The sequence below is a fragment of the Pseudomonas sp. S2_A10 genome (assembly GCF_054668465.1).
In genome coordinates this window covers 3,280,607-3,302,908 of record NZ_CP162773.1, presented here as the reverse complement: position 1 = coordinate 3,302,908, position 22,302 = coordinate 3,280,607, and the positions used below count along the sequence as shown (strand labels likewise).

Genomic DNA, 22,302 nt, shown 5'->3' with positions numbered 1-22,302 from the left:
CGCGGCGGGCCAATCGGCCCACCCGTGTCTCAGGATATTTCACGACGGAAAGGAGGCAACGCATTGAGGATCGCCTTGCCGTAGCGCTGGGTGACCAGACGCCGGTCGAGCAAGGTGATGGTGCCGCGGTCTTCTTCGGTGCGCAGCAGACGGCCGCAGGCCTGAACCAGTTTCAGCGAGGCATCGGGCACGGAGATTTCCATGAACGGATTGCCACCGCGCGCCTCGATCCACTCCGACAACGCGGCCTCAACCGGATCATCGGGCACCGAGAACGGAATCTTGGCGATCACCACGTGCTCGCAGTAGGCCCCCGGCAAATCGACACCTTCGGCAAAACTGGCCAGCCCGAACAGCACGCTGGAATCACCGCCGTCGACCCGCGCCTTGTGCTTGTTGAGGGTCTCCTGTTTCGACAGGTTGCCCTGAATGAACACTTGCTTGCGCCAGTCGCGGTCGAGACCGTCGAATACGTCCTGCATTTGCTTGCGCGAGGAGAACAGCACCAGCGTGCCACGGGAACCGTCGACCAGATCCGGCAGTTCGCGAATGATCGCCGCCGTGTGAGCAGCGGCATCGCGCGGGTCGGCCTTCAGGTCCGGCACACGCAACACGCCGGCATCGGCATGATGGAACGGGCTCGGCACTACGGCGGTGACGGCTTTTTTCGGCAGACCGGCGCGCATGCGGAAACGGTCGAAGGTGCCCAGCGCCGTCAGCGTCGCCGACGTCACCAAGCAGCCGTAAGCGACGTTCCACAAACTGCGACGCAAGGTTTCCGCCGCCAGAATCGGGCTGGCGTTGACCTCGATGTCGAACAGCGAGCCGCTTTCGGCCAGGGTCAGCCAGCGTGCCATGGGCGGGCTGTCTTCCGGGTCTTCGGCGGTGAACGCGGTCCACAATTCCCAGTTGCCGGAAGCGCGGGACAGCAGGCTGCCGAACAGCGGATACCATTCTTCGGCCTGATTGCTGGCGATACCGATGTTGACCTCGCCGTCCATGCCTTCCTTGAGCAGGTCGGTCAGGCGTTGAAACAGGTCGTTTAGGCGCGAATAGCCTTTTTTCAGCTCGATGCCCATCTCGCGCATGTCCTCGGGAATCACCCCGCCGACAAAGCGATGACGCGGGCGCTCGCGGCCTTCGACGTCTTCGCCCGGTTTGAAATCGGCGATCTGCTCGCAGGCGGTGAACATGAACTGCTGCTGCGTCTTGATCTCCCGCGCCAGCTCGGGCACCTGCTCGATCAGCTTGCCGAGATCGCCCGGCAACGGATGCTGGGCCAGCAGCTTGGTCAGGTTCTTGGCGGTGGTTTCCAGCCAGTCGGCGGTGGAACGCAGGCGCGTGTAGTGAGCGAAGTGGCCGATGGCCTTGTCCGGCAAATGGTGACCTTCGTCGAACACGTAAATGGTGTCGCGCGGATCCGGCAACACGGCGCCGCCGCCCAGTGCCAGGTCAGCCAGGACCATGTCGTGGTTGGTGACGATCACGTCAACCTTGCCCATGCCTTCGCGAGCCTTGTAGAAAGCGCACTGGCCGAAGTTCGGGCAATGACGGTTGGTGCACTGGCTGTGATCGGTGGTCAGGCGCGCCCAGTCGGCGTCTTCCAGCGCGTTCGGCCAGCTGTCGCGGTCGCCGTCCCATTTATTGCCGGCGAGCTTTTCGATCATGCTGGTGAACAGCTTCTGACTGGCCTCGTCGACTTCGATCTTGAAGCCTTCTTCTTCGAACAACTGCGCGGTGGCGGTTTGTGCGTGGCCTTCCTGCAACAGCATGTCGAGCTTGGACAGGCACATGTAGCGGCCACGGCCCTTGGCCAGGGCAAAACTGAAATTCAGCCCGCTGTTGCGCATCAGGTCGGGCAAATCCTTGTAGACAATCTGCTCTTGCAGGGCGACGGTCGCGGTGGCAATGACCAGACGCTTGCCGGCCAGTTTCGCCGTAGGGATCGCCGCCAGGCTGTAGGCCACGGTCTTGCCGGTACCGGTGCCGGCTTCCACCGCGACAATCGCGGGGTCGCCACTGCGCCGGCCCTCGTCGTCGGTGTCGATATCTCCGAGGACTTTGGCGATTTCAGCGATCATCAGGCGCTGGCCGTAACGCGGCTTGAGGCTCTTGGCCTCTAGAAAACGCGAATAGGCGCCCTGGATCGTGGTTTTGAGTTCAGTGCTGATCATTGAGTGTCGGGCGCAAAACGCTGGATAAATTTTCAGTGGTTTGATTCGGCGGCTATCATACCCCGCTAATCGATCCCGCGCAGAACGGAGTGACCCAATGACACCTTTTAGCCTCGTTTACCCCCTGCATGTCCTCGCCGCTCTGGTGTGGGTCGGCGGTATGTTTTTCGCCTGGATGGTCTTGCGCCCTGCGGCTGTGAAGGCTCTGGACGGCCCCGCTCGCCTGACCCTGTGGGTGGAAGTGTTTCAAGGTTTTTTCCGTTGGGTTTGGGTCGCGGTGATCCTGTTGCCGATCAGCGGCGTGGGCATGTTGCATCTGCAGCAGGTCGGATTTGAAACCGCGCCGAAGTACGTGCAGGTGATGATCGGTTTGTATGTGGTGATGACGGCACTGTTCATCCGCATTCAGGGGTTGATGCTGCCAGAATTGCGCAAGGCGGTTGAGGCGAAGGATTGGCCGGCGGGTGCGGCGGTGCTGGGGCGGATTCGCCGGGTGGTGGGGCTTAATCTGCTGGTCGGGTTGGTGCTGGTGGCGGTAGCTGCGGCGAGACCGATGCTCTGAATCGCACTCTTGTTCTGCTGTGAACACAGTTGTGGCGAGGGGATTTATCCCCTCGCCACATAATTTCACTCACCAAAGATCTTCACTCACCAAAGCACTTTATTGATCAGAGAGTGGGTCGCAGTTTTAGAGCCGTTGCACGGTAACCGAACCCGCCGCTCCCACCGGCCCCGGCTGGCCATCCGCACCGGCCTTACCGTTCTTGCCGCCATCAGCGCGATAGACCAGGCAGCCCTTGGACTTGCCACCCTTGCCCGCCTTGCCGCCAACACCCGCCGGGCCGCCGGCACCGCCAGCCACGTTGACCTTGATCAGCTCGGCCGGGAAATCCCGTGGTACGGCGAGTCGCACCAGCGCACCCGGCGCGCCTGGCTGGCCATCGCTGCCGTCACTGCCATCGGCGCCGTGGCCGGCTGATCCATAGGTGCAGCCCGGATCTTCACCGTTGCCGCCGTCGAGGCCGACGAAACCCGGCGCGCCCCTGCCGCCACGGGCATCGACCGTCAGTTGAGGCGCGCTCAGGGCCTGAAATTGCAGGTTCAGATTGCGCCCGGCCCGGGCCGCTTTTTCATAAGTGCCGGGGGCGCCGCGCGCGGTGATCTGGCTGCCCTCGCTCAATTCAGCGCGCTTGACCTTCACTTCCAGCGCCTGTTCAGCCGGAACGATAGCAATACGTGCTTCGTGGCCCAGACGCAGTTCATCAATGTTCAATTCAGTCACGTTGGACGGGATCAGCAAGGTGCCGTAATCGGCGACTTCCAGTTTCTCCAGTTGCAGCGTGCTGGTGGTGTTGGGCAAGCGCATCAAAGAATTGCTTTGCACGTTGACCACCTGGGCGCAGGCCAGTGGACTGATGAATGCAGCGAGCAGGCAGAGTTTACGCATGGGAAGAAGCCTCCGGAGCGGCCGGGGCCGGGATGGTTTGCAGGTGGAAAACGCCGAACAACAGGATGCGGCCACGATCACGCCAAGGGTGCGGACGACCCTTGAGGCTGCGATTGCACAGCAGCACTTCGAGTAGATGAATCAGCAACAACAGAGCGCCGGCCAGATTGACCAGCAGATGCAGCGGATGAACAAACGGCACCAGTTGATTGGCCAGTACCACGCAGCAGAACAGCAGGGTCAGCAAACGCCCCAGCCCCCAGAACACCTTCATACGCTCCCCCGTGTTGCGAATTATTCTTTGCACGCACAGTACCGGCTTCTGCGGGGGATAAGCCAGAGGGAAAAATGAAATTTGTGCAAACGCGGATGAAATGGCTGCCGGGGCGACGATCTCGACCCGGCAGCTCTAGCCTGCGTACTACAGACGGTTGCTAACGATTGATGTGCAGCTCGACCCGTCTATTTTCCGCGCGGCCTTCATCGCTGGCGTTATCGGCGACCGGCTCACTCTCGCCTCGGCCCTCGCTGGTGAGCTTGTTCGGCGCCAGTCCCTGACTCAACAGATACGCCGCGACACTGCTCGCGCGCCGCTCGGACAAAGCCTGGTTATAGGCGTCGGAGCCTTTACTGTCGGTGTGCCCGATGACCTTGATGCTGACCACATCGGCATTGCGCAGCTTGTCCATCAAGGTGTCGAGCTGGGCTTTGGCCGCCGGGGTCAGATCGGACTTGTCGAAATCGAACAGCACGTTGCCGGCATCGCTCAAGGTGATCACTTCAGATTGCGGCGCCGGTTCGACCGGTTTGACTGCCACCGGATATTGCGGCAGCGGGCAGCCACGGTGATCGACTTCGGTGTTTTCCGGAGTGTCCGGGCAGCGGTCGCGGCGGTCGAAGACGCCGTCGCTGTCTTCGTCGCCATCCTGGGCGTAACAGATCAGCCCGCCGGTGACGATACCCAATGCCGCGCCGCCGCCGGCCCAGCCGGCGCTTTCAATGGCGCCAAGACCGCCGCCGACCAGACCGCCAAGCAGGCTGCAGATCGGCCACGTACGTTGATTGAGGGGGGCGGTGCCATCGCTGTGAGTGGCACAACCGGTGAGCAAGCTGCCAAGCAGCAGCACCGGCAAGACGGACCTTGAGAAAAGACGCATTTGTGAACGCTCCTGTGTACCGGCCCATACCGGTTACACAGGAGTAAAGACCCGCATCCGCGACTGCACAAGCCGCGGATGCGAGAGGGGCTAGCGGACGATTTTGATTTCGGTGCGACGGTTCTGTGCACGACCATCAGCCGACTTGTTGTCAGCCACAGGCTGGCTTTCACCAAGGCCCGACACCGAAACGAAGCTGGCACGCGGTACACCCTGCTGGATCAGGTATTCCACCACCGAGTGCGCACGACGATCCGACAGTTTCTTGTTGTAGGCATCGCTGCCGACACTGTCGGTGTGACCGGTCACGGTCAGTTGCGCGGTAGAGGATTCCTGTTTCAGGCGATCGGCGACCTTGTCCAGCACTTGCTTGTCAGGGCCGGTCAGCGTGGCTTTGTCGAACTCGAAATGCACATCACGAATGACGATGGTTTCTTCCTTGACCACAACCGCTTCTTCGACCACTGGCGCAGGCGTTGGTGGCGGGCAACCGTCAGCATCGACCTGCACGCCTTTAGGCGTACCCGGGCACTTGTCGCGACTGTCCGGCACGCCATCGCCGTCTTCATCGCCATCACCATGAACCCAGCAATAGGCCGCTGCCGTACCGCCGACCAGCAGCGCACCGTAGCCAGCCCACGATGCGCTTTCCGTCGCACCGAGACCGGCGCCGACCACACCACCGACCGCCGCACAGGTCGGCCAGTCGGTTTTCTGCAAACCTGCGCAACCAGTCAACACACTGGTTAGCAGAACCAAGGGTAATGCTGTCCGAACTATGCTCATCTAGTTTTCTCCTGAGGGATCGGCTTAAAACCGATTCAGGGAGTAAAGACCGGAGTTTTAATCTCCGCCAGCAATAGGCCACCGCTGTTTGCGACCGTGTTCACAGGGGTTTGCCTCTTTGGGCGAAAACCGCCGCCACCGGGCGCTTTGCCGACGCGGTCTGGCAGGCTAGTCTTGGCGGTCTGACTGAGGAGCTTCGATGAACGCCGCCATTTCTTCGCGCACGCCGCAACAGGCGTTGGCCGCTTTGCTGGATCGCTACGCGCCGGCCCGACTGCTGCTGATCGGCGCCAGCGAATTTCCCGCCTTGAGCGCTTTCAAGGACGCGCATCCAGACACCGTGGTCGCTCATGCCGCGCCCGGCGCGTTGCCCGCCGAATTGGCTGCGCAACGCTTCGATCTGGCGCTGGTAGTCGATTGCCTGGAACATTTGCCCAAACGCGATGGCCTGAACCTGTTGGGCGGCATCCGCAATCTCAACGCCAGTCGCATCGCGGTGCTGGCGGATCTGGCCGCCAGTGGCTGGCAGGAAACCGATTTCTATTCGCTGGCCCTGCAGGCCAGCGAGCGTTTTCAGCGCGACGCGCAGGTGCTGACCCTGTTCACCTACGATCTGCTTGACTACAAACAAGTCCCCGACTGGCTCAATTCACGCTTCTGGGCCAATCCGGAAAACTTCGGGAAATACTGGTGGTAATGCAATGAGTACAGCCATTTGCCCTTGCGGCAGCGGCAATCTGCTGGATGCCTGCTGCGGCCCTTATCATGACGGCCACCCGGCGCCGTGTGCCGAAGCCTTGATGCGTTCGCGGTACAGCGCTTATGTGCTGGGGCTGATCGACTATCTGGTGGCGACCACCCTGCCCGCGCAGCAGGCGGGGCTGAACCGACAATCGATCAGCGACTGGAGTGCGCAAAGCACCTGGCTTGGTCTTGAGGTGGAAAGCTCGGAAGTGTTCGGCGGCCAGCCGGAACACGCTTTTGTGACCTTCACCGCACGCTGGCATGACAGCCAGGGCGAGCACAGCCATCGCGAGCGCTCATCCTTTGTACAAAACGCCGGGCGCTGGTACTTCATCGATCCCACGGTGCAGCTGAAGCTGGGGCGCAATGACGGCTGCCCTTGCGGCAGCGGGCAGAAGTTCAAGAAGTGTTGTTCGGGTTATTTCGGCGCTTGAAAGCCAAGATCAAAAGATCGCAGCCTTCGGCAGCTCCTACACGGGATTAGCCGAAGGCTGAAATCTTTTAAGGTCTAGACTGGGCACAAAGGGAGTCAATTTCATGCTCGGTCGTCGGCGCACACTACATTTTCTGCTGTTGATGCTGATCGTAAACCTCGGCGGCTGTGCCTCGTGGTTCAGCGACGAAAGCGTCGAGCCCGCCGTGCATCTGGTGAAAGTCGAGGTGGTGCGGGCCAAACTGCTCGAGCAAAAATTCATCCTGCACTTTCGCGTCGACAATCCCAACGACAGCGATCTGACCGTGCGCGGCCTCGAATACCGGATTCACCTGGCGGACATGCTGCTCACCGAGGGCGAGCATGAGCACTGGTTTACCGTGGGACCCAAGCGCAGCGCTTACTTCAAAGTGCCGATCCGCACCAACCTGTGGCCGAAGGTCAAACAGGTGGTGAAACTGCTGAAAAATCCGAACCAGCAGATTCCCTATCGATTGCAGGGGGAAATGGAAACCGGTTTATTCATCGCCCACTACGTGCACCTTGAGCGCAATGGCGTGATAATCCCCGCCGATCTAACTCCGGAGTGACCTCGATGACCCAGCAACCCCATGTCCATGGCCCTGACTGCAACCACGATCATGACCACGATCATGACCACCATCATGATCACGACCATGGCCATGTCCACGGCCCGAACTGCGGCCACGCCCACCAGGAACCGGTGCGCAACGCCCTGAAAGACGTCGGCCGCAACGACCCTTGCCCATGCGGCAACGGCAAGAAATTCAAGAAGTGCCACGGCGCTTGATGTCACGGGCGAAGATCTTCTTCGCCTGACACACCGCTTCGCGAGCAGGCTCGCTCCCACAGTGAATTGCATTCCTTCTGACGAAATGCGCTCGAATGTGGGAGCGAGCCTGCTCGCGAAGGCGGCGGCACATACGCTACAAAATTTCAGCCCGCCGCCAGAATCTGTGAAGAGCCGACCACCGTCGCATACTCCCCATGCAGATTGCCCAGCGACATCCCGTGCACCTCTTCAGCGGTACGCGGTGTGCCGAAATAATCGGCCTTGTCGAAGGTAAAACATGCATCCTCTGCCACCCATGTGTCGAAACCCAGATTGCCCGCAGTGCGCGCCGTCGACTCAACAGAGTTATTGGTCGCCACACCAACGATGATCAGTTGCCCGATTCCAGCCTCACGCAACTGCGCCTCCAACCCACTGGCACAAAACGCGTCCGGCACCTGTTTCTGGATCAGCCATTCCCCGCCCTGAGGGACAAAACGCTCTTGAAACTCCACTCCGTCCTGCTCCGGCCAGAACACCGAATCAGGTGAGCGCGACAAATGCTGCACGTGAATCACCGGGCGCCCGCGCAGGCGCCACAGCGCCAATAACTCAAGCATTCGCTCTTCGGCCTGAGGATTATTCCGCCGCCCCAGACGCGGATGCAGAATGCCTTTCTGCTGGTCGATGATGATCAGCGCAGCGTTGCTTTGAAGCTCCATAGCGATCTTTCTCCTGACAGGTCTCGGGACTCATTCCGCAGTTCAACATCAGCGCTTTCCCACAAGCAACTGTCACAGCTTTGACCGATCAGCCGACAACAGCACAAATAACCGCTCGCCCCGCTTGCGCGGCCCTCGCGCCCTCACTAACGTAGCGGCTTTATTGCGCCCCCAGCCTTATACCCCCGCAGGAGCTTCGCCATGGCCTCGCCAGCCCTTACACATTTTCTTCCCCGGTTCGGCGTTGCCGCAGCAGTGGCCGGTGTTCTCGGCCTGTCCGGTTGCCAGACCTGGAACGCCCAGGACAGCCTGCCGCCGACCTCCGGCGTACAACCGCTCAAGGGCCTGGCGCAGAACGTGTCGGTGCGGCGCAATGCGATGGGCATGCCGTTGATCGAGAGCAACAGCTTCCATGACGCGCTGTTCAGCCTCGGCTACGTCCACGCCAGCGACCGCATCAACCAGATGGTCACCCTGCGCCTGTTGGCCCAGGGCCGGCTGGCGGAAATGTCCGGCGCGTCGATGCTCGATGCCGACCGCTACATGCGCGCGGTCAATCTGAAGAAGAGCGCCGGCGAGCTGTACAAGGCCTCGTCGCCACGGCTCAAGCGCTTCTTCGAAGTCTATGCACGGGGCGTCAACGCCTACCTGTTCCGCTACGCCGACAAGTTGCCGGGCGACCTCGCCGCCAGCGGTTACAAGCCCGAATACTGGAAACCGGAAGATTCGGCGCTGATTTTCGCCCTGCTGAATTTCAGCCAGTCGGCCAACCTGCCGGAGGAAATCCAGTCACTGGTGCTCGCGCAAACCGTGACCACTGACAAACTCGCCTGGCTGAGCCCGTCGGCGCCTGATGAAAACCTGCCAGTGGCTGAAGCCGACAAACTGCAAGGCCTCAAGCTCAACGGGCAGATTCCGGGGCTGACGGAATTGAGCAACGCCAGCCAGCAACTGTCGTCGCTGAACCTGCTCGCCACACCGACTGCGAACAATTGGGCGATCGCCCCGCAACGCAGCCGCAGCGGCAAGAGCCTGCTGGCCAGCGATGCGCACGGGCCGCTGGCCGCACCGTCTCTGTGGAGTTTCGTGCAGATCCGCGCGCCGAAATATCAGGCCGCCGGCGTCACGGTTGCCGGTCTGCCGATGGTGCTCGGCGGCTTCAACGGCAAAGTGGCGTGGAGCATGACCAGCGTGCTCGGCGACAATCAGGACCTGTTCCTCGAGAAAATCCGCCGTCAGGGCAGCAGCCTCACTTATGAAGTCAACGGCAAATGGCAGCCGTTGGGCGTGCGCAACGAAACCTATTTCGTCAAAGGCCAGCGGCCGATTCGCGAAGCCGTGTACGAAACCCGCCACGGCGCGCTGCTCAACAGTGCCCAGGCAGCGGCGCAAGGCAACGGTTTCGGCCTCGCCTTGCAGACGCCAAGCTTCACCGACGACAAAACCCTGGATGCCTTCTTCGATCTGACCCGCGCGCAGAACGTCGAGCGCGCCTCGGACGCCAGCCGCGAAATCCGCGCCATTACCCTGAATCTGGTCTTTGCCGATGCAAGCAATATCGGCTGGCAAGTCACCGGGCGCTTCCCCAACCGTCGCGAAGGTGAAGGCCTGCTGCCCTCGCCGGGTTGGGACGGTCGCTACGACTGGGACGGTTACGCCGACCCGATGCTGCACCCCTACGATCAGGACCCGGCACAAGGCTGGCTCGGCACCGCCAACCAGCGTGTAATTCCCGACGGCTACGGCATGCAGTTGTCGAAATCCTGGGCGGCACCGGAGCGCGGCGAGCGCCTGGCGGAAATGGCCGGCAGCGGCAAGCACGACAGCCGCAGCGTGATCGCCATGCAGTACGACCAGACCACCACGTTCGCCGCCAAGCTGAAAAAAGTCTTCGAAGCACCGGGGATGAAGCAACCGCTGAAACAGGCGATCGACGCCCTGCCGGACGCTGAGCGCAGCAAAGCCCGTGAAGCCTTCACGCGCTTGATGGCGTTCGACGGTAAGCTCAGCCCGACCTCAGCTGATGCAGCGATTTATGAACTGTTTCTGCAGGAAAGCATGAAGCAGATCTTCCTCGATGAACTGGGTCCTGAGTCGAGCCAGGCGTGGAAGGCCTTTGTCGCCAATGGCGATCTGTCCTACGCGGCGCAGGCCGATCATCTCTTGGGGCGTGAGGACAGTCCGTTCTGGGATGACCTGCGCACGCCGCAGAAGGAAGACAAAGCGGTGATTCTCGCCCGCAGTCTCGCTGCAGCGATTACAGCGGGCGACAGCCAGTTGGGCGGCGATCATCGCGCCTGGCAGTGGGGCAAACTGCACAGCTATGCGTGGAAGAACAGCAACGGCCAGACCGTGCGCGGGCCGCTGGCAGCCGGTGGCGATCACACCACGCTGAACAGCTCGGCGTTTGCCTGGGGCCAGGACTTCGTCACCACGCGCGCGCCGTCGATGCGTTTTATCGTCGACTTCGGCCAGAGCGAGCCACTGATGGCGCAGAACGGTACGGGGCAGTCGGGCAATCCACTGAGTCCGAACTACCTGAACGGGATCGATGCATGGCTGAAAGGTCAGTACATCGGCTTGCCGATGCAGCCGCAGAACTTTGATCGGGTGTATGGCAAGACCCGCTTGACCCTCACCCCCGGGAAATAGAGCAAAGATCAACAGCCCCTCACCCTAGCCCTCTCCCGGAGGGAGAGGGGACTGATTGGGGGATGCTTGGGTCTTGCGCCGACCTGAAAGAGAGATGGTGAATCCAACATCGGATCAGGCTCAAGGCTGTGCCCGATCCATATTCAACTCGGCCCCCCAGGTCGATGTACCTCACCAGACACCTCGGTCGGCCCCTCTACAAAGCGAGGTGAATCCAACGTTGGATCAGGCTCAAGGCTGTGCCGGATCCATATTCAACTCGGTCCCCCAGGTCGATGTACCTCACCAGACACCTCGGTCGGCCCCTCTACAAAGCGAGGTGAATCCAACGTTGGATCAGGCTCAAGGCTGTGCCGGATCCATATTCAACTCGGTCCCCCAGGTCGATGTACCTCACCAGACACCTCGGTCGGCCCCTCTACAAAGCGAGGTGAATCCAACGTTGGATCAGGCTCAAGGCTGTGCCGGATCCATATTCAACTCGGTCCCCCAGGTCGATGTACCTCACCAGACACCTCGGTCGGCCCCTCTACAAAGCGAGGTGAATCCAACGTTGGATCAGGCTCAAGGCTGTGCCGGATCCATATTCAACTCGGTCCCCCAGGTCGATGTACCTCACCAGACACCTCGGTCGGCCCCCTCTCCCTCTGGGAGAGGGCTGGGGTGAGGGTAGCGCTTCAAAGCCGATCGAACTTCCAGCCTCACGCCCGCCTCATAGCTAACAAGCCCCCCATTCCGGTCACGACATGGATCTTGTTATTGCCCGACCTGAAGGTCTCTACTGCCCCGCCGGAGATTTCTATATCGATCCGTGGCGGCCGGTCGAGCGTTCGGTGATCACCCATGCCCATGGCGATCACGCGCGCACCGGTAATCAGCACTACCTGTCGAGCAGCGCCAGCGCCGGGATTCTGCGCGCGCGTCTGGGTCAGGACATCCAGTTGCAAACACTCGACTACGGCCAGCGCTTGACCCACCACGGCGTGATCCTGAGCTTTCACCCCGCCGGGCATGTCCTCGGTTCGGCGCAGGTGCGCCTGGAATACGGCGGCGAAGTCTGGGTCGCGTCGGGGGATTACAAGGTCGAGCCGGATGGCACGTGCGCCCCATTCGAACCGGTGCGCTGCCACACCTTCATCACCGAATCGACCTTCGGCCTGCCTATCTACCGCTGGCAGCCGCAGGCGCAGATCTTCGCCGAGATCAATCAGTGGTGGGCGGCCAATATCGCCGCCGGCAAGGCCAGCGTGCTGTTCTGCTATTCCTTCGGCAAGGCCCAACGCATCCTCCACGGCATCGACGAAACCCTCGGGCCGATCCTCAGCCACGGCGCGGTTGAACCGTTGAACCGTGTGTACCGCGATGCCGGTGTGTACCTGCCGCCGACGATCTATGCGGGCGACGTGAAAAAAAGCGATCCGATCATGCGCCAGGCTTTGGTCATTGCTCCGCCGTCGGCGGGCGGCAGCACGTGGATGCGCCGTTTTGGCGACTTCAGCGATGCCTTCGCCAGCGGCTGGATGCGCTTGCGCGGGACCCGGCGGCGGCGCGGCGTCGATCGCGGTTTCGTCCTCTCCGATCACGCCGACTGGCCCGGCCTGCTCTGGGCGATCAACCAGACCGGCGCGGAGCGGGTGATGGTCACTCATGGCTCGATCGGCGTGCTCGTACGTCATCTGCGCGAACAGGGTCTTGATGCACAAGGCTTCACCACTGAATACGGCGATGACGAAGACGACAACATCGCCACCGAACCCACCGTTGCCGAGACGTCCCCATGAAAGCGTTCGCCGAGTTATATGCCGAACTCGACGCCACCACGTCGAGCAACGCCAAGCTGGCGGCGATGCAGGTGTACTTCGCGCAGGCCGCGCCGGAAGATGCCGCATGGGCGGTGTATTTCCTCTCCGGTGGTCGGCCTCGTCAACTGGTCCCGGTGCGCATCCTCCGTGAGCTGGCGGTAGAAGTTTCAGGGTTGGAGCCGTGGCTGTTCGAAGAAAGCTATCAGGCCGTCGGCGATCTGGCCGAGACCATTTCTCTGGTGCTGCCGGAAAATTCCCACAGCTCCGAGGCCGGTCTAGCCGAATGGATCGAAGACAAGCTGCTGCCACTGCGCGGTGAAACCCCGGAATATCTGGCGCGCCAACTGCCGATGTTGTGGGCGCAACTGGACCGGCCGAGCCTGATGCTGTGCATCAAGTTGATCACCGGCAGCTTCCGCGTTGGCGTGTCGAAGCTGCTGGTCACCCGCGCCCTCGCCTCGATGGCGGGACTGGACAGCAAACGCGTGGCCCAGCGCCTGGTTGGTTACACGGACCTGTCGAACCGGCCCAACGCCGCGAGTTACCTGAAACTCATCGCCCCGGAATCCGCAGACGAACATGCCCAGCGCGGCGGCCAGCCCTACCCGTTCTTTCTTGCCCACGCCTTGGCGCAACCGGTCGAGGAATTCGAAGCCCTGCTCGGCCCCGCCAGCGACTGGCAGGTGGAATGGAAGTGGGACGGTATCCGCGCGCAAGTGGTCAAGCGCGACGGCAAGCTGTGGGTGTGGTCGCGCGGCGAGGAATTGGTGACCGAGCGCTTCCCTGAATTCGATGTGCTGGTGCATGGCTTGCCTGACGGCACGGTGATCGACGGCGAAATCGTCGTGTGGAAGAGCACCCATCCGACTACTGAAGATGCCTTCGATCCGCAATCCGATGAGCCGCCGGCCGTGCAACCGTTCGCCCTGCTGCAGCAACGCATCGGTCGCAAGACGCTCGACAAGAAGATTCTCGAAGAAGTGCCAGTGGTGGTGCTGGCCTACGACCTGCTGGAATGGCAGGGCGAAGACTGGCGCAACCAGCCGCAGGTCAAGCGACGGGCGCAACTCGAGGAAGTCATCGCGCGCTGCAACAGCCCGGTACTGCTGCCCTCCCCCGTATTGACCGGCGAAGACTGGCTCGACCTCGGCCGCCAGCGCGAAGCGTCACGCAAACTCGGCGTCGAAGGCATGATGCTCAAGGCGCGCGAATCGCTTTATGGCGTCGGCCGGACCAAGGACATGGGCGTGTGGTGGAAGTGGAAGGTCGACCCGTTCAGCGTCGACGCGGTACTGATTTATGCCCAGCGCGGACACGGTCGTCGCGCCAGTCTGTACAGCGATTACACCTTCGCGGTGTGGGACGGCCCGCCGGAATCCAGTCAACGCTCGCTGGTGCCGTTCGCCAAGGCGTATTCGGGGCTGACCGATGAAGAGATGCGTCAGGTCGACAGCATCGTGCGCAAGACCACCGTGGAGAAATTCGGCCCGGTCAGCAGCGTGAAACCGAGCCTGGTGTTCGAACTGGGCTTCGAAGGCATCGCCCTGTCGCGCCGGCACAAGAGCGGCATCGCCGTGCGTTTCCCGCGCATGCTGCGCTGGCGCAAGGACAAGACCGTCGAAGAAGCGGACAGCCTCGCTACCCTGCAAGACTTATTGGCCTGATTCATTCTCGACACATCGCAGAACCCTGTGGCGAGGGGATTTATCCCCGCTGGGCTGCGCAGCGGCCCCCAGCAATTCCCACCTGAAATCGTGCACTCAGGTTTTTGCGACTGCTGCGCAGCCGATCGGGGACAAATCCCTTGCCACAGTTTTTCCCTGCTCTGAGCTACGCGTTTGAACCGAAACAGTGCATGCAAACAGCAATGCCCGTTTCCGTGCATTCAACTACCCTTGCCTCTCTGCGCTCAACCTTTTAAAACACCTGTTCGGCACTCTGGTTCGGAAATTGCTACTTTCTATAGGTCGTAAGCGTTGCAGTAACAATAATTCTGCGCCACAAGCGCTCATATTGGTTCTTAGGGATTGAATAATGAAAAAAGCATTGCTGACCCTTTCTGCACTGGCGTTGTGCATGGCCGCCGGCTCCGCGCTGGCCAAGGAATACAAAGAGCTGCGCTTTGGCGTTGACCCTTCGTACGCACCGTTCGAGTCGAAAGCGGCCGATGGCAGCCTGGTCGGGTTCGATATCGATCTGGGCAACGCGATCTGCGCCGAACTGAAGGTCAAGTGCAAATGGGTCGAAAGCGATTTCGACGGCATGATTCCGGGCCTCAAGGCCAACAAGTTCGACGGTGTGATCTCGTCGATGACCGTGACCCCGGCTCGCGAGAAGGTCATCGACTTCTCCAGCGAACTGTTTTCCGGCCCGACCGCTTACGTGTTCAAGAAAGGCTCCGGCATCACCGCCGACGTCACTTCACTCAAGGGCAAAACCGTCGGTTACGAGCAAGGCACCATTCAGGAAGCCTACGCCAAAGCCGTGCTGGACAAGGCTGGCGTGAAAACCCAGGCCTATCAGAACCAGGATCAGGTGTATTCCGACCTGACCTCCGGTCGTCTCGACGCCGGTATCCAGGACATGCTGCAAGCCGAACTGGGCTTTCTGAAGTCGCCAAAAGGCGCTGATTATGAAATCAGCCAGCCGGTCGACAGCGAATTGCTGCCAGCCAAAACCGCTGTCGGTATCAAGAAAGGTAACACTGAGCTGAAAGCACTTTTGGATAAAGGTATCAAAGCGTTACACGACGACGGCAAATACGCCGAGATTCAAAAGAAACACTTTGGTGACCTGAATCTGTACAGCGGCAAATAATGCCCCGGCGCCCATCCTCGATGGGCGCCTTTTCCATCCGCTCAGGTTGCTGATTTATGTTTGAAACCCTCCTGCAAAATCTGGGGCTGGCCTCGTTCAGTCTGCAGGGCTTCGGCCCGTTGCTGCTGCAAGGCACCTGGATGACCATCAAATTATCGGCGATGTCGCTGCTGGTGGCCGTGTTGCTCGGCCTGCTCGGCGCCAGTGCCAAACTGTCGAAAGTCAAACTGGTGCGCCTGCCCGCGCAGCTCTACACCACGCTGATTCGCGGCGTGCCGGATCTCGTGCTGATGCTGTTGATCTTCTACAGCCTGCAAACCTGGCTGACGTCGCTGACCGACTATATGGAATGGGAATATATTGAAATCGACCCGTTCAGCGCCGGCGTGCTGACGCTGGGCTTCATTTATGGCGCGTATTTCACCGAGACCTTCCGTGGCGCCATCCTCGCGGTGCCGCGTGGTCAGGTCGAAGCCGCCACCGCGTATGGCCTCAAACGTGGCCAGCGTTTTCGCTTCGTGGTGTTTCCGCAAATGATGCGCTTCGCTTTGCCGGGCATCGGCAACAACTGGATGGTCATGCTCAAGGCCACCGCGCTGGTGTCGATCATTGGCCTCGCCGATCTGGTCAAGGCTGCCCAGGACGCCGGTAAAAGCACCTATCAACTGTTCTACTTTCTGGTCCTTGCCGCCTTGATCTATTTGCTGATCACCAGTGCTTCGAACTTCATCCTGCGCTGGCTCGAACGCCGCTACGCCGCCGGTGCCCGGGAGGCCGTACGATGATCGAACTCCTGCAGGAATACTGGAAAGCCTTCCTTTATACCGACGGCCAGAACATCACCGGGCTGGCGATGACGATGTGGCTGCTGACCGCCTCGATCTGCATCGGCTTCATCGTCTCGATTCCGCTGTCGATCGCGCGGGTTTCGCCGCACTTCTACATTCGCTGGCCGGTGCAGTTCTACACCTACCTGTTCCGTGGCACCCCGCTGTATATCCAGTTGCTGATCTGCTACACCGGCATCTACAGCCTCGCCGCCGTGCGCGAACAGCCGATCCTCGACAGTTTTTTTCGCGATGCGATGAACTGCACGATCCTCGCCTTTGCCCTCAACACCTGCGCGTACACCACGGAGATTTTCGCCGGGGCGATTCGCAGCATGAACCACGGCGAAGTCGAAGCGGCCAAGGCTTATGGCCTGACCGGCTGGAAGTTGTACGCCTACGTGATCATGCCGTCGGCACTGCGCCGTTCGTTGCCTTACTACAGCAACGAAGTGATCCTGATGCTGCACTCGACCACCGTGGCGTTCACCGCGACCATTCCCGATATCCTGAAAGTCGCGCGGGATGCCAACTCGGCGACCTTCCTGACCTTCCAGTCATTCGGCATCGCCGCGCTGATCTACCTGACCATTACTTTTGCGCTGGTCGGTCTGTTCCGCCTCGCCGAACGCCGCTGGCTGGCCTTCCTCGGGCCGACTCACTAGCACCGGTTTGAAAAAAGAGATAACAATGCGCCACCAGATCCATGACTTGCTGGCCCCGCTGCCGGGGACCGCACGGCAGATTCACAGCTTCCACTTCGGCCCACCGCAGGCCAAAGGCAAGGTTTACATCCAGGCGTCGCTGCACGCTGACGAACTGCCGGGCATGCTGGTCGCCTGGCACCTGAAACAGCGTCTGGCCGAGCTGGAAGCTGCCGGCCGCCTGCGCAGCGAAATCGTCCTGGTGCCGGTGGCCAACCCGGTCGGCCTCGAACAAGTGCTGATGGACGTGCCGCTGGGCCGTTACGACCTGGAGAGCGGGCAGAACTTCAATCGCTGGTTCGTCGACCTCAGCGAAGAAATCGGCAACGCCATCGAAGGCCAACTCAACGACGACGCGCAGCACAACCTCGAACTGATCCGCGCCAGCCTGCGCAACGCCCTCGACCGTCAGAAGCCGACCACACAACTGCAATCCCAGCGTCTGACCCTGCAACGCCTGGCCTGCGATGCCGACATGGTGCTGGACTTGCACTGCGACTTCGAATCGGTGGTGCACCTGTACACCACGCCCGAGGCGTGGCCACAGGTCGAGCCCTTGGCGCGCTACATGGAAGCGCAGGCCAGCCTGCTCGCTACCGATTCCGGCGGGCAATCGTTCGACGAGTGCTTCACCCTGCTCTGGTGGCAACTGCGCGAGCGCTTCGGTGAGCAGTTCGAGATTCCGCTGGGCAGCTTCTCGGTGACCGTCGAATTGCGCGGCCAGGGCGACGTCAATCACCCGCTGGCCAGCCGCGATTGTCAGGCGCTGATCGACTATCTGATCCAGTTCGATGCCATCGTCGGCGAGACCAAGCCGCAACCGCCACTGCCGTACCCGGCCACGCCGCTGGCCGGGGTCGAACCGGTGACCACACCAGTCGGCGGCCTGCTGGTGTACTGCGCCACGCCCGGCCAATACCTGGAAGCCGGCCAGCAGATCGCCGAAATCATCGACCCGATCCACGACAAGGTCACCCCCATTCATTGCACCGCCGCCGGCCTGCTGTATGCGCGCTCGCTGCGGCGCATGGCCACTGCCGGCATGGTCATCGCCCACGTCGCGGGCGCCCAGGCCTATCGCAGCGGCTACCTACTTTCGCCTTGAGGATGCTCGTCCATGTACAAACTGACCGTTGAAGGCCTGCACAAAAGCTATGGCGATCATCAGGTGCTCAAAGGCGTTTCGCTCAAGGCCAAAACCGGCGACGTGATCAGCCTGATCGGCGCCAGCGGCTCGGGCAAAAGCACCTTTTTGCGCTGCATCAATTTCCTCGAGCAACCGAATGACGGCGCCATGAGCCTCGATGGCCAGGCGATCCGCATGGTCACCGACCGGCACGGCATGCACGTCGCCGACGCCGATGAACTGCAACGCCTGCGCACGCGGCTGGCGATGGTGTTCCAGCATTTCAACCTGTGGAGCCACATGACCGTGCTGGAAAACATCACCATGGCCCCGCGCCGGGTGCTGGGCTGCAGCAAACAGGAAGCCGAGGATCGCGCCCGACGTTATCTGGACAAAGTCGGCTTGCCGGCGCGGGTCGCCGATCAATACCCGGCGTTTCTGTCCGGCGGCCAGCAACAGCGCGTGGCGATCGCCCGGGCACTGGCGATGGAGCCGGAAGTGATGCTGTTCGACGAACCGACCTCGGCACTCGACCCGGAACTGGTCGGCGAAGTGCTGAAAGTGATTCAGGGCCTGGCCGAGGAAGGCCGGACGATGATCATGGTCACCCACGAAATGAGTTTTGCGCGCAAGGTGTCGAATCAGGTGCTGTTTCTGCATCAGGGTCTGGTGGAAGAAGAAGGCGCGCCGGAAGACGTGCTGGGCAACCCGAAAAGCGAACGCCTGAAGCAATTCCTGAGCGGCAATCTTAAATAAGGTTGGCACTCAACCCTTTGTGGGAGCGAGCCTGCTCGCGAAAGCGGTTTATCAGTCAACATCAATGTTGAAGGTGACATCGCATTCGCGAGCAGGCTCGCTCCCACGGGGGAATCCACCGACCGACAAAGTTAAACTTGTCCCCCCGCTTCGCTGTCTCTGAAACAACACCTCCAGAGCGCACGCAGCCGGCATGGCGAAATCCCCCGACTTTGCAAAAACCTGGTTCAGCGCCCGCGACTGGAAGCCGTTCGCCTTTCAAAAACAGGTGTGGGCGGCGGTGAAAAACGGCGAATCCGGGTTGCTCCACGCCAGCACCGGCGCCGGCAAAACTTATGCGGTATGGTTTGCTGCGCTCAACCGCTTCGCCCGCCTGCAACCGCCCGTGGCTACACCGCGCAAACGCAAACCGCCGGCCGAACCGCTGACGGTGCTGTGGATCACGCCGATGCGCGCCCTCGCCGCCGATACCGCCCGCGCGTTGCAGATTCCGGTGGATGACTTACAGATTCCGTGGTCCATCGGCCTGCGCACCGGCGATACCAGCAGCAGCGAACGCGCCCGCCAGGGCCGACGTCTGCCGACCACGCTGATCACCACCCCGGAAAGCCTCACTCTGCTACTAGCCCGCGCCGATGCGCGCACGGCGCTGTCGAGCCTGCGCATGATCGTCGTCGATGAATGGCACGAGTTGCTCGGCAACAAACGCGGCGTGCAACTGCAACTGGCTCTCGCCCGCCTGCGTCATTGGCAGCCGGAACTGATCGTTTGGGGCGTGTCCGCCACCCTCGGTAATCAATCCCACGCCGAGCAAGTGCTGATCCCACAGGGCGGCGGCGTCAGTGTTCAGGGCAAAAGCGAAAAAACCCTGCAAGTCGACACCCTGCTGCCTCCGGCCATCGAGCGTTTTCCCTGGGCCGGCCACATCGGTCTGAAGATGCTGCCGCAGGTGGTGGCCGAACTTGACGCCTGCGCCAGCAGCCTGGTGTTCACCAACACCCGCGCGCAATCGGAGATCTGGTATCAGGCGCTGCTGGAAGCGCGGCCGGACTGGGCCGGGTTGATCGCGCTGCACCACAGCTCACTGTCCCGCGATACCCGCGATTGGGTCGAGCAGGCGTTGAAGAATGGCCAGTTGAAAGCAGTGGTGTGCACCTCGAGCCTGGACTTGGGTGTGGATTTCCTCCCGGTCGAGCGCGTATTGCAAATCGGCTCGGCGAAAGGCGTCGCACGTTTGATGCAACGTGCCGGGCGCTCCGGCCACGCGCCGGGGCGCACCTCGCGGGTGACGCTGGTGCCGACCCACAGCCTTGAACTGATCGAAGCGGTCGCCGCACGCGATGCCGTCGAGCAACGGCGCATCGAGCCGCGCCTGTCACCGCTCAAGCCGCTGGATGTGCTGGTCCAGCATTTGGTCAGCATGGCCCTTGGCGGTGGCTTTATTCCTGGAGACTTGTACGAAGAAGTCCGAGGCGCCTGGGCCTATCGCGACCTGACAGCGGCAGACTGGGCCTGGGCGCTGGCGTTCGTACGCCATGGCGGGATGTCTCTTACAGCGTATCCGGATTACCGCCGGGTCGAGCCGGACGAACACGGCGTCTGGCGTGTGCCGGATGCGCGTCTGGCGCGGCGCCATCGCATGAGCATCGGCACCATCGTCAGCGACGCGAGCATCAACCTGAAATTCTGGAGCAAGGGCGGCGGCGGCAAACAGCTGGGCAGCGTCGAGGAAGGCTTTATCGCCCGGCTGAAACCGGGCGATGGTTTCCTCTTCGCCGGGCGCCTGCTGGAACTGGTGCGGGTGGAAAACATGACCGCCTACGTCAAACGCAGCACCGCGAAAAAGGCTGCCGTGCCGCGCTGGAATGGCGGACGCATGCCGTTATCCAACGAACTGGCCGAAGCGGTGGTCACGCGCTTCAGCGCCGCTGCTCAAGGTCAATTCAACGGCCCGGAAATGCACGCGTTGCGGCCGCTGCTGGAGACGCAGATACGCTGGTCCGGCTTGCCCACCACGGAAAATCTGCTGGCCGAAGTGCTGAAATCCCGCGAAGGCTGGCATCTTTTTCTCTATCCGTTCGCCGGGCGACAAGTGCATCTGGGACTGGCGAGCCTGTTGGCGTGGCGCGTCAGTCAGCGCCAGCCGGTGACCTTCTCGATTGCCGTGAATGATTACGGCCTGGAACTGCTCAGCGCCACGCCGGTGGATTGGGCCACGCATCTGGACGCGCACCTGTTCAATGCCGATGACCTGTTGCTGGACGTGCTCGCCAGCCTCAATGCCGGTGAACTGGCGTTGCGCCGCTTCCGCGAAATCGCGCGGATCGCCGGGCTGGTGTTCGCCGGGTATCCGGGCGCACCAAAAAGCACCCGCCAGGTGCAGGCGTCGAGTGGCTTGTTTTTCCAAGTGTTCAAACAATATGACGCCGACAACCTGCTGCTAGCCCAGGCTGGGGAAGAAGTCCTACGCGAAGAGCTGGATATTCGCCGTCTGGAACAGACACTGGAGCGCATCAATCAGATGAAAATGGACGTGCATCAGGTTAAACGTCCTACACCGTTGGGCTTTCCGCTGCTGGTGGAGCGGATGCGCGAGAGCATGAGTTCGGAAAAACTGGCTGACAGGATCAGAAGAATGGTTGGTGACCTGGAAAAAACCGCTGATAACGGGAAATCGTCGTGAGTGCGTACCCGGTGCGTTTGGCCGGTGAGGAGTTGTGGCTGCTGCCGGAGAAAGCGCTGTACTGGCCAGCGCAGGAAGCATTGCTGATCGCCGATGTGCATTTCGGTAAGGCGGCGGCCTATCGCAGCCTCGGCCAGCCGGTGCCGCATGGCACGACGGCGAGCAACATCGAGGTAATCGACGCGTTGCTGACGCGGTTGCCGTGTCGCCAGTTGATCTTCCTCGGGGATTTTCTGCATGGGCCTGGTTCCCATCTCCCGACCACACTGAATGCGCTGGCAGAGTGGCGCACGCGGCACGCTGACCTGCCGATGACGCTGATTCGCGGCAACCACGACAAACGCGCAGGCGACCCACCAGCCTCGCTGAATATTCGCGTGGTACCAGAGCCGCTGTTACTAGGGCCATTCGCCCTGCAGCATGAGCCCGATCCGCATCCGGAACGGCACGTGCTCGCGGGCCACGTGCATCCGGTTTATCGATTGCACGGCAAAGGTCGGCAGAGCCTGCGCCTGGCCTGTTTCAGACTCGGTGAGCGCATCAGCCTGATGCCGGCATTCGGTGCGTTCACCGGCGGCTATCAGGTCGAGCGCGACGACAGCTGCAGAGTCTTCGTGATCGGCGACAACGAAATATGGCCCGTCAGCTAGATCGCAAATCGATCAGACTGACGGGCCAT

At 61.4% G+C, this 22,302-nt stretch carries 21 protein-coding genes; 15 read left to right on the top strand and 6 right to left on the bottom strand.

The window, feature by feature from the left end; genetic code table 11:
• Positions 1–29: 29 nt before the first annotated feature.
• Positions 30–2,174 (bottom strand): ATP-dependent DNA helicase DinG, encoded by a 2,145-nt coding sequence (gene dinG, locus AB4N41_RS14840; protein ID WP_150636400.1) that lies wholly within the window; start codon positions 2,172–2,174, stop codon positions 30–32.
• Positions 2,175–2,271: 97 nt separating this feature from the next.
• Here dinG and AB4N41_RS14835 point away from each other — a divergent pair, with 97 nt between their 5' ends.
• A complete protein-coding gene (locus AB4N41_RS14835) occupies positions 2,272–2,736 on the top strand; it encodes a CopD family protein (protein WP_016771373.1) in 465 nt (154 codons plus the stop codon).
• 126 nt (positions 2,737–2,862) lie between these two features.
• Here AB4N41_RS14835 and AB4N41_RS14830 read toward each other — a convergent pair whose 3' ends face one another.
• The 4 genes from AB4N41_RS14830 to AB4N41_RS14815 form a co-directional block, all read right to left on the bottom strand.
• The gene (locus AB4N41_RS14830; protein ID WP_073475903.1) at positions 2,863–3,621 is read right to left on the bottom strand and encodes a collagen-like triple helix repeat-containing protein; all 759 of its coding nucleotides are present in this window, start codon (positions 3,619–3,621) and stop codon (positions 2,863–2,865) included.
• Positions 3,614–3,895: a DUF1145 domain-containing protein gene (locus tag AB4N41_RS14825; RefSeq protein ID WP_016771375.1), complete on the bottom strand. Its 282-nt coding sequence runs from the start codon at positions 3,893–3,895 to the stop codon at positions 3,614–3,616. Before AB4N41_RS14825 ends, AB4N41_RS14830 begins: the two co-directional genes overlap by 8 nt.
• A 160-nt stretch (positions 3,896–4,055) precedes the next feature.
• Complete coding sequence (locus AB4N41_RS14820) at positions 4,056–4,778, bottom strand: OmpA family protein (RefSeq protein ID WP_150636395.1); 723 nt, start codon at positions 4,776–4,778, stop codon at positions 4,056–4,058.
• Between the two features lie 90 nt (positions 4,779–4,868).
• Positions 4,869–5,564 (bottom strand): OmpA family protein, encoded by a 696-nt coding sequence (locus AB4N41_RS14815; protein ID WP_024011908.1) that lies wholly within the window; start codon positions 5,562–5,564, stop codon positions 4,869–4,871.
• 199 nt (positions 5,565–5,763) lie between these two features.
• On the opposite strand from AB4N41_RS14815, the gene AB4N41_RS14810 reads away from it, so the two are divergent.
• The 4 genes from AB4N41_RS14810 (at position 5,764) to AB4N41_RS14795 (ending at position 7,552) form a co-directional block, all read left to right on the top strand.
• The gene (locus AB4N41_RS14810; protein ID WP_071174595.1) at positions 5,764–6,261 is read left to right on the top strand and encodes a DUF6231 family protein; all 498 of its coding nucleotides are present in this window, start codon (positions 5,764–5,766) and stop codon (positions 6,259–6,261) included.
• Between the two features lie 4 nt (positions 6,262–6,265).
• Positions 6,266–6,742 (top strand): YchJ family protein, encoded by a 477-nt coding sequence (locus AB4N41_RS14805; RefSeq protein WP_095180540.1) that lies wholly within the window; start codon positions 6,266–6,268, stop codon positions 6,740–6,742.
• Positions 6,743–6,845: 103 nt separating this feature from the next.
• Positions 6,846–7,331 (top strand): LEA/WHy family protein, encoded by a 486-nt coding sequence (locus tag AB4N41_RS14800; RefSeq protein ID WP_095180539.1) that lies wholly within the window; start codon positions 6,846–6,848, stop codon positions 7,329–7,331.
• 5 nt (positions 7,332–7,336) lie between these two features.
• Positions 7,337–7,552: an SEC-C metal-binding domain-containing protein gene (locus AB4N41_RS14795; RefSeq protein ID WP_122662111.1), complete on the top strand. Its 216-nt coding sequence runs from the start codon at positions 7,337–7,339 to the stop codon at positions 7,550–7,552.
• A gap of 146 nt (positions 7,553–7,698) precedes the next feature.
• Here AB4N41_RS14795 and AB4N41_RS14790 read toward each other — a convergent pair whose 3' ends face one another.
• Positions 7,699–8,256, bottom strand: coding sequence for a cysteine hydrolase family protein (locus AB4N41_RS14790; protein WP_252877602.1), 558 nt, complete (start codon positions 8,254–8,256; stop codon positions 7,699–7,701).
• Between the two features lie 201 nt (positions 8,257–8,457).
• Between AB4N41_RS14790 and AB4N41_RS14785 the strand changes: the two genes are divergently transcribed.
• The 10 genes from AB4N41_RS14785 (at position 8,458) to pdeM (ending at position 22,273) form a co-directional block, all read left to right on the top strand.
• On the top strand, positions 8,458–10,908 hold the full coding sequence (locus tag AB4N41_RS14785; RefSeq protein WP_460137842.1) for a penicillin acylase family protein: 2,451 nt from the start codon (positions 8,458–8,460) through the stop codon (positions 10,906–10,908).
• A gap of 746 nt (positions 10,909–11,654) precedes the next feature.
• Positions 11,655–12,689: a ligase-associated DNA damage response exonuclease gene (locus AB4N41_RS14780; protein WP_252877600.1), complete on the top strand. Its 1,035-nt coding sequence runs from the start codon at positions 11,655–11,657 to the stop codon at positions 12,687–12,689.
• On the top strand, positions 12,686–14,374 hold the full coding sequence (locus AB4N41_RS14775; protein WP_252877599.1) for an ATP-dependent DNA ligase: 1,689 nt from the start codon (positions 12,686–12,688) through the stop codon (positions 14,372–14,374). The genes AB4N41_RS14780 and AB4N41_RS14775 overlap by 4 nt, the downstream gene beginning before the upstream one ends.
• A 370-nt stretch (positions 14,375–14,744) precedes the next feature.
• Positions 14,745–15,527: a transporter substrate-binding domain-containing protein gene (locus AB4N41_RS14770; protein WP_041478063.1), complete on the top strand. Its 783-nt coding sequence runs from the start codon at positions 14,745–14,747 to the stop codon at positions 15,525–15,527.
• Positions 15,528–15,583: 56 nt separating this feature from the next.
• On the top strand, positions 15,584–16,312 hold the full coding sequence (locus AB4N41_RS14765; RefSeq protein ID WP_016771383.1) for an ABC transporter permease: 729 nt from the start codon (positions 15,584–15,586) through the stop codon (positions 16,310–16,312).
• Positions 16,309–17,019, top strand: coding sequence for an ABC transporter permease (locus tag AB4N41_RS14760; RefSeq protein WP_039762607.1), 711 nt, complete (start codon positions 16,309–16,311; stop codon positions 17,017–17,019). Before AB4N41_RS14765 ends, AB4N41_RS14760 begins: the two co-directional genes overlap by 4 nt.
• Positions 17,020–17,044: 25 nt before the next feature.
• Positions 17,045–18,163: a succinylglutamate desuccinylase/aspartoacylase family protein gene (locus tag AB4N41_RS14755; RefSeq protein ID WP_252877598.1), complete on the top strand. Its 1,119-nt coding sequence runs from the start codon at positions 17,045–17,047 to the stop codon at positions 18,161–18,163.
• 12 nt (positions 18,164–18,175) lie between these two features.
• Positions 18,176–18,940, top strand: a complete 765-nt coding sequence (locus tag AB4N41_RS14750; RefSeq protein WP_041478066.1) for an ABC transporter ATP-binding protein — start codon at positions 18,176–18,178, stop codon at positions 18,938–18,940.
• Positions 18,941–19,133: 193 nt separating this feature from the next.
• On the top strand, positions 19,134–21,623 hold the full coding sequence (locus AB4N41_RS14745; RefSeq protein WP_252877597.1) for a ligase-associated DNA damage response DEXH box helicase: 2,490 nt from the start codon (positions 19,134–19,136) through the stop codon (positions 21,621–21,623).
• A complete protein-coding gene (pdeM, locus tag AB4N41_RS14740; protein ID WP_370695115.1) occupies positions 21,620–22,273 on the top strand; it encodes a ligase-associated DNA damage response endonuclease PdeM in 654 nt (217 codons plus the stop codon). The genes AB4N41_RS14745 and pdeM overlap by 4 nt, the downstream gene beginning before the upstream one ends.
• Positions 22,274–22,302: the final 29 nt, after the last annotated feature.

Coding starts and splice junctions, on each gene's coding strand:
- AB4N41_RS14770 (WP_041478063.1), top strand. CDS start 14,745: ATGAAAAAAGCATTGCTGACCCTTTCTGCACTGGCGTTGTGCATGGCC.
- AB4N41_RS14775 (WP_252877599.1), top strand. CDS start 12,686: ATGAAAGCGTTCGCCGAGTTATATGCCGAACTCGACGCCACCACGTCG.
- AB4N41_RS14750 (WP_041478066.1), top strand. CDS start 18,176: ATGTACAAACTGACCGTTGAAGGCCTGCACAAAAGCTATGGCGATCAT.
- AB4N41_RS14760 (WP_039762607.1), top strand. CDS start 16,309: ATGATCGAACTCCTGCAGGAATACTGGAAAGCCTTCCTTTATACCGAC.
- AB4N41_RS14825 (WP_016771375.1), bottom strand. CDS start 3,895: ATGAAGGTGTTCTGGGGGCTGGGGCGTTTGCTGACCCTGCTGTTCTGC.
- AB4N41_RS14755 (WP_252877598.1), top strand. CDS start 17,045: ATGCGCCACCAGATCCATGACTTGCTGGCCCCGCTGCCGGGGACCGCA.
- AB4N41_RS14745 (WP_252877597.1), top strand. CDS start 19,134: ATGGCGAAATCCCCCGACTTTGCAAAAACCTGGTTCAGCGCCCGCGAC.
- AB4N41_RS14780 (WP_252877600.1), top strand. CDS start 11,655: ATGGATCTTGTTATTGCCCGACCTGAAGGTCTCTACTGCCCCGCCGGA.
- AB4N41_RS14805 (WP_095180540.1), top strand. CDS start 6,266: ATGAGTACAGCCATTTGCCCTTGCGGCAGCGGCAATCTGCTGGATGCC.
- AB4N41_RS14800 (WP_095180539.1), top strand. CDS start 6,846: ATGCTCGGTCGTCGGCGCACACTACATTTTCTGCTGTTGATGCTGATC.
- AB4N41_RS14835 (WP_016771373.1), top strand. CDS start 2,272: ATGACACCTTTTAGCCTCGTTTACCCCCTGCATGTCCTCGCCGCTCTG.
- AB4N41_RS14820 (WP_150636395.1), bottom strand. CDS start 4,778: ATGCGTCTTTTCTCAAGGTCCGTCTTGCCGGTGCTGCTGCTTGGCAGC.
- AB4N41_RS14810 (WP_071174595.1), top strand. CDS start 5,764: ATGAACGCCGCCATTTCTTCGCGCACGCCGCAACAGGCGTTGGCCGCT.
- AB4N41_RS14795 (WP_122662111.1), top strand. CDS start 7,337: ATGACCCAGCAACCCCATGTCCATGGCCCTGACTGCAACCACGATCAT.
- dinG (WP_150636400.1), bottom strand. CDS start 2,174: ATGATCAGCACTGAACTCAAAACCACGATCCAGGGCGCCTATTCGCGT.
- AB4N41_RS14765 (WP_016771383.1), top strand. CDS start 15,584: ATGTTTGAAACCCTCCTGCAAAATCTGGGGCTGGCCTCGTTCAGTCTG.
- AB4N41_RS14815 (WP_024011908.1), bottom strand. CDS start 5,564: ATGAGCATAGTTCGGACAGCATTACCCTTGGTTCTGCTAACCAGTGTG.
- AB4N41_RS14830 (WP_073475903.1), bottom strand. CDS start 3,621: ATGCGTAAACTCTGCCTGCTCGCTGCATTCATCAGTCCACTGGCCTGC.
- AB4N41_RS14790 (WP_252877602.1), bottom strand. CDS start 8,256: ATGGAGCTTCAAAGCAACGCTGCGCTGATCATCATCGACCAGCAGAAA.
- AB4N41_RS14785 (WP_460137842.1), top strand. CDS start 8,458: ATGGCCTCGCCAGCCCTTACACATTTTCTTCCCCGGTTCGGCGTTGCC.